Consider the following 5,540-nt stretch of genomic DNA (forward strand, 5'->3'; position numbering starts at 1 on the left):
CGAGATCCCGCTGATCGTCTGCATCACGGAAGGGATTCCGGTGATGGACATGGTCAAGGTCAAGCGCATGCTGGCCGGCTCGAAATCCCGCCTCGTCGGGCCGAACTGCCCTGGCATCGTCACGGCCGGCGAGAGCAAGATCGGCATCATGCCGGCCAACATCTTCAAGAGGGGTTCGGTCGGCATCGTCTCGCGCTCCGGCACGCTGACCTATGAGGCGGTGTTCCAGACCACCAATGAAGGGCTCGGCCAGAGCACCGCCGTGGGCATCGGCGGCGACCCGGTCAAGGGCACCGAGTTCATCGAAGTGCTCGAACTCTTCCTTGCCGATCCGATGACGGAATCGATCGTGATGATCGGCGAAATCGGCGGCTCGGCCGAGGAAGATGCGGCGCAGTTCATCAAGGACGAGGCGAGGCGTGGCCGCAGCAAGCCGATGGTTGGCTTCATCGCCGGGCGCACGGCCCCTCCCGGCCGCCGCATGGGCCATGCGGGGGCGATCATCTCCGGCGGCAAGGGCGGCGCCGACGACAAGATCGCCGCCATGGAAGCGGCCGGCATCCGGGTCTCGCCCTCGCCGGCGCGTCTTGGAAAGACCCTGATGGAACTGCTCGGCGGCGAATACGCCGTGAAGAAGCGCTGCGCCGAGATCGACTGGGCCTTCTAAGCCGGCTAATCGCCCTTGGCCTATCTGCTTCCCGCGTGGTCACTGGCTCACGGCGGCTTTCCTTTCGGGGCGTTCCGAAAATGGCGCCGCTTCCTGCCGCAAGCGGATTCCTCTGCGCAGGCGAAGTAATACCAGCGGCATTTGAGGCTGCCCCAAGCCCTCGCAAGCGGCAAATCCAAAGACCGTTGGTATGATAGAGCCGTCAGCAATGGACGAGCCGCGGGCTGACCGCTATTCCGCTTCGGGAACGCAGGAGTAGCAACCGTTGAAAGCCCCCAGCGACACGACCGCGCCCGCCGGCCCGACGCAGAAGCTCGTCCTCGAACGTTTCGCCCCCGAGGAAACATTCAAGACCAAGGTCTATGCCGCGTTGAAGCACGCGATCATCAACATGGATATCTATGGCTCGCGCGAGCCGACCTGGATCGACGAGCGCCAGCTCTCGGAACGGCTCGGCGTCAGCCGCACCCCGGTGCGCGAGGCTGTCGCGATGCTGGAGCAGGAGGGCCTGGTGAAGTCGCTACCGCGTCGCGGCATCATGGTGTTGAAGAAGACCAAGAACGAAGTGGTCGAGATGATCCAGGCCTGGGCGGCGCTGGAGAGCATGGCCGCAAGGCTGGCGGTCCAGCGCGCCACCGATGCCGAGATCGGCAAGCTGCGCACGCTGTTCAAGGGCTTCGACGAGGCGCACAAGCCGTCCGACTATGTCAGCGAATATTCCTCGGCCAATCTCGTCTTCCATCAGACGCTGATCGGCCTCAGCGGCTCGCAGCTGCTGGTCGAGATGACCGACAATCTGCTGCTGCATGTGCGCGGCATCCGGCAGATGACCATTGGCCGCGACGACCGCGCCAGCCGCTCGATCGTCGATCACCTGAACATCATCGAGGCGCTGGAGCGTCGCGACGTCGCCCTCGCCGAGCAATTGTCGCGCGACCACACGCTTGGCCTCGCCGCTTATGTCGAGCAGCACGCCGATATCTTCGACTGACCTAGGCGGCCTTTCAGGCGCCCTTTGCCGCCCTGGCGGGCCTCGCCAGCGATTCCGGGACCATCGCCGTCAGCTTCCCGGCGTCGAACCCTCCTGCACGAAACCATTGGCGAGCGTGCCGATCCCGTCGATCGTCACCTCGATCGTGTTCAGCTTCTCCTTGATCGTGCCGACGCCGAGCGAGGTGCCGCAGCAGATCAGGTCTCCGGGCAGCAGGGTCATGTCGTGCGAGAGGCGGCTGACCAGCTCATGCGGCTGGAAGATCATGTCCGCGACCGGATAGTTCTGGCGCTCCTGGCCGTTGAGCACGGTGCGGATCGTCAGCTCCCGAGGCTCGAGACCCGTCGCCAGCACCGGCCCGAACGGCCCGAAGCCGTCGAAGCTCTTGGCCCGCACCCATTGCGCGAAGCTCGGATCGGCAGCGATCAGATCCAGCGCCGTGATATCGTTGACGCAGGTATAGCCGAAGATGAACTCGCCCGCCGCCTGGGGGCTCACCCGGCTGCAGCGCCGGCCGATGACGATGCCGAGCTCGCCTTCATAGACCACCCTGCCGGCATAGGATGGCGGCCGCGCGATCGTGAGCCCTGGCGCCGCCACGCAGGACGGCGCCTTCATCAGATAGAGCGGCTCGGCCGGCACCGGCATGGAGAGCTTGCCGGCGAGTGCGTGGAAGTTGTTCCACAAGGCGATGATCTTGGAGGGAACCGTGGGGGCCTGAAGCGTGACCTCGGCGAGGGGTACCGTCTCTCCCGTCGGTTGCGCGCCTGCGAACATGTCGCCGCCATGGACCGCGACCGCGCCGCCCGCGACCGTGCCGAAACCCTCGCTGCCGCGATGCGAGAAGCGGACCCAGCGCGTCGTTGCCTCGCCGCGCGCTTGCTGCGCCATCCGCCGGGTTGCCGTGTCCGACATGGCGTCTTCCTCCCGCTCTGGCCGGTCCCGATCCTCGCGCATCATGAAGCCGCCAGCTGGCGATCCTCCGCCGGGAGCGTTGCTTCGGAGCAGATTTCCTGGGAGCGGATTTCCTGCGGGAATGACGGATAAAGCCCCTTCACGCGCGCCATCTGCTGCACGAGGCCCAGCACGGCATCGATATAGGGCGTGCGGACCTTCACCAGTTGTCCCATCTCCTGGACGGCGGTCAGCAGCGCGTCGATCTCGAGCGGCCGGCCCTTGTCCAGGTCCTGCAGCATGGAGGTGCGGTGGGCGCCGACAGCTGCCGCGCCATTGATCCGGCGCTCGACATCGACGCGGAAATGGACGCCGAGCCTTTCGCCGATCTCCTGGGCCTCCAGCATCATGCTGCGCGCCAGCGCCCGCGTGCCGGGCTCGGTGGCGACGATATCGAGCGTCGCCTGTGTCAGCGCCGAGATCGGGTTAAAGCAGAGATTGCCCCAGAGCTTGAGCCAGATGTCGTCGCGAATGTCGGCATAGAGGCGCGGCTTCAGGCCGCCTGCCACCAGCGCCTCGCCAAAACGCGCGAGCCGCTGGCTGGGCACCCGGTTGGGCTCGCCGAGGCCGAACTGATCGCCATAGATATGCCTGACGACGCCGGGCTCGATGACCTCAGTCGCCGGATATACGGTGCAGCCGATGACCCGCTGCGGGCCGATCGCGTTCCACTGGCGGTCGCCGGGATCGACGCTGTTCAGGCGCCGATCGGCGTATTCGCCGTCTAGCCCGTGGAAATACCACCACGGCACGCCGTTCTGGGCGGTGACGACGGCCGTCTGCGGCCCGAGCAGCGGCTTCAGATCCTCGGCCGCTTCCCAGGCCTGATGCGCCTTGAGGGCGATGATCACTACGTCCTGGCGGCCGAGCTCGCGCGGATCGCGGCTCGCCGGCATCCGCTCCGTCACCGTCTCGTCCTTGAGGACGAGCGACAATCCCCTGGCCTTGATCGCCTCGAGATGGGCGCCGCGCGCGACGAGCGAAACGTCGAGGCCGCCGCGCTTCAGCATCACGCCCATATAGCCGCCGATCGCGCCGGCGCCGTAGATGCAGATCTTCATGGAGCTTCCTCCTGCCTTGCCAGGGTCGGTGTCATTCCGCCGGTTCGGGTTGGGCCTCGCGCACCGGTAGGGGCAGGGGCAGGGGCAGGGGCAGGTCGAGGACCTCCTCGAACTCGACGACATTGTCGATCTCGGTGCCCATCGCGATGTTGGTGACGCGCTCCAGGATGAACTCCATCACCACCGGCACACGGTACTGCTTGAGCCAGGCCCTGGCCTGGGCGAAGGCCGCCTTGAACTCGCCCGGACTGCGCACCCGGATCGCCTTGCAGCCGAGCCCTTCGGCGACCACGACATGGTCGACGCCGTAGCCGGAAAGGTCGGGCGAATTGATGTTGTCGAAGGCGAGTCCGACCTGGAAATCCATGTCGAACCCGCGCTGCGCCTGGCGGATCAGGCCGAGATAGGAGTTGTTCGCGACGATATGGATGTAGGGCAGCTTGAACTGCGCCCCGACGGCGAGCTCCTCGATCAGGAACTGGAAATCATAGTCGCCCGACAGCGCCACGATCTCGCGATCGGGGTCGGCGGCGCGCACGCCGAGCGCAGCCGGCAAGGTCCAGCCGAGCGGGCCGGCCTGGCCGCAATTGATCCAGTGGCGCGGGTTGTGGATGTGCAGGAACTGGGCACCGGCGATCTGCGACAGCCCGATGGTCGAGACATAGCAGACATCGCGCCCGAAAGCCTCGTTCATCTCCTCATAGACCCGCTGGGGCTTCAGCGGCACATCGTCGAAATGGCTCTTGCGCAGCATGGTCTCGCGCCGGCCGAGGCATTCCTGCGCCCAGCGATTGCGGTTTCTCAGCTGCCCCTTGCCCTCCTGCTCGCGCGCCACCGCGACGAACAGCTCCAGCGCCGCCTTGGCATCCGAGACGATGCCGAAATCAGGGTCGAAGACGCGGCCGATCTGGGTCGGCTCGATATCGACGTGAACGAAGCTCCGGCCCCTGGTGTAGGTCTCGATCGAGCCCGTATGCCGATTGGCCCAGCGATTGCCGATGCCGAGCACGAAATCGGAGGCGAGCATCGTCGCGTTGCCATAGCGATGGCTCGTCTGCAGGCCGACCATGCCCGCCATCAGCGGGTGATCGTCCGGGATCGCGCCCCAGCCCATCAGGGTCGGCACGACCGGCACGCCGGTGAGTTCGGCGAACTCGACCAGCAGCTCCGAAGCATCGGCGTTGATGACGCCGCCGCCGGCGACGATCAGGGGCCGCTCCGCGGCCTGCAGCATCGCCATCGCCTTCTCGATCTGGCGGCGCGAGGCGGCTGGCTTGTAGACCGGCAGGGGCTCGTAGGTGTCGTCGTCGAACTCGATCTCGGCCATCTGGACGTCCACCGGCAGGTCGATCAGCACCGGGCCCGGACGGCCCGAGCGCATGATGTGGAAGGCCTGCTGGAAGACGCGGGGCACCAGAGCCGGCTCGCGCACCGTCACGGCCCATTTGGTCACGGGCTTGGCGATGGACTCGATGTCGACGGCCTGAAAATCCTCCTTGTAGAGGCGGGCGCGGGGCGCCTGGCCGGTGATGCAGAGGATCGGGATGGAATCGGCGATGGCCGAATAGAGCCCGGTGATCATGTCGGTGCCCGCCGGCCCCGAAGTGCCGATGCAGACGCCGATATTGCCGGCTTTGGCGCGCGTATAACCCTCGGCCATATGGGAGGCGCCCTCGACATGGCGCGCCAGGATGTGGTGGATCGACTGCCGGCTCTTCAACGCGGCATAGAGCGGGTTGATCGCCGCACCCGGCACCCCGAAGGCCTGCGTCACGCCTTCGCGCTCCAGGACCCTGACGGCGGCCTCTATGGCCCTCATTTTCGGCATGGCGCGTTTCCCGGCGAGAAGCTGCATATTGGCATACCA

5 protein-coding genes are annotated in these 5,540 nt (G+C 66.3%); 2 read left to right on the top strand and 3 right to left on the bottom strand.

What is annotated here, in order from left to right; all coding sequences use genetic code 11:
- Nucleotides 1–667: succinate--CoA ligase subunit alpha (locus V6M56_RS13355; RefSeq protein WP_332684431.1), on the top strand; the 667-nt coding region annotated here is incomplete at its 5' end.
- A gap of 265 nt (nt 668–932) precedes the next feature.
- Nucleotides 933–1,658 (top strand): GntR family transcriptional regulator, encoded by a 726-nt coding sequence (locus V6M56_RS13360; protein ID WP_332684432.1) that lies wholly within the window; start codon nt 933–935, stop codon nt 1,656–1,658.
- 69 nt (nt 1,659–1,727) lie between these two features.
- Here the strand turns inward: V6M56_RS13360 and V6M56_RS13365 are convergent, their stop codons facing one another.
- The 3 genes from V6M56_RS13365 to gcl are packed head-to-tail and all read right to left on the bottom strand — an operon-like array spanning nt 1,728 to nt 5,501.
- Entirely contained in the window at nt 1,728–2,573 is an 846-nt protein-coding gene (locus V6M56_RS13365) for a fumarylacetoacetate hydrolase family protein (protein ID WP_332684434.1), read from the bottom strand.
- A 41-nt stretch (nt 2,574–2,614) separates the two neighbouring features.
- Nucleotides 2,615–3,673, bottom strand: coding sequence for a 2-dehydropantoate 2-reductase (locus tag V6M56_RS13370; RefSeq protein WP_332684436.1), 1,059 nt, complete (start codon nt 3,671–3,673; stop codon nt 2,615–2,617).
- Nucleotides 3,674–3,704: 31 nt separating this feature from the next.
- The gene (gcl, locus tag V6M56_RS13375; RefSeq protein ID WP_332684438.1) at nt 3,705–5,501 is read right to left on the bottom strand and encodes a glyoxylate carboligase; all 1,797 of its coding nucleotides are present in this window, start codon (nt 5,499–5,501) and stop codon (nt 3,705–3,707) included.
- Between the last annotated feature and the right edge of the window lie 39 nt (nt 5,502–5,540).

It is taken from the genome of Allobosea sp. (assembly GCF_036675845.1).
Taxonomy (GTDB): domain Bacteria; phylum Pseudomonadota; class Alphaproteobacteria; order Rhizobiales; family Beijerinckiaceae; genus Allobosea.

Excerpts from the sequence above, each read along its gene's own strand:
- V6M56_RS13365 (WP_332684434.1), bottom strand. The coding sequence starts at position 2,573 with ATGTCGGACACGGCAACCCGGCGGATGGCGCAGCAAGCGCGCGGCGAG.
- gcl (WP_332684438.1), bottom strand. The coding sequence starts at position 5,501 with ATGCCGAAAATGAGGGCCATAGAGGCCGCCGTCAGGGTCCTGGAGCGC.
- V6M56_RS13370 (WP_332684436.1), bottom strand. The coding sequence starts at position 3,673 with ATGAAGATCTGCATCTACGGCGCCGGCGCGATCGGCGGCTATATGGGC.